Below are 266 nucleotides of genomic sequence, written 5' to 3'. Positions count from 1 at the left end.
CCCTTGCCGGCCTCGCCGGCCCGGGCCGCCTCGATGGTGGCGTTGAGCGCCAGCAGGTTGGTCTGGCCTGCAATCGTGTTGATCAGCTGCACCACGTTGCCGATCTTCTCGGCCGAGGCGGCGAGCTCCTGGACGGTGGCGCTGGTGCGCTGGGTGCCGGCCACGGCGCGCTCGGCCACGGCCGAGGACTGGCTGACCTGGCTGGCGATCTCGCGGATCGAGATCGACAGCTCCTCGGTGGCGGCCGCCACCGTCTGCACGTTCGA

Annotated in this window: 1 protein-coding gene; it reads right to left on the bottom strand. The window is 71.4% G+C overall.

The genetic code is table 11. The features are described from left to right. On the bottom strand, window positions 1-266 hold a 266-nt coding region (locus KBI52_RS00285; RefSeq protein ID WP_247654077.1), incomplete at both ends, for a methyl-accepting chemotaxis protein.

This window comes from Microvirga sp. HBU67558, assembly GCF_018069605.1.
GTDB lineage: Bacteria > Pseudomonadota > Alphaproteobacteria > Rhizobiales > Beijerinckiaceae > Microvirga > Microvirga terrae.
The sequence above is the reverse complement of the archived record's forward strand: the minus strand, read 5'-3'. Positions and strand labels throughout refer to the sequence as shown.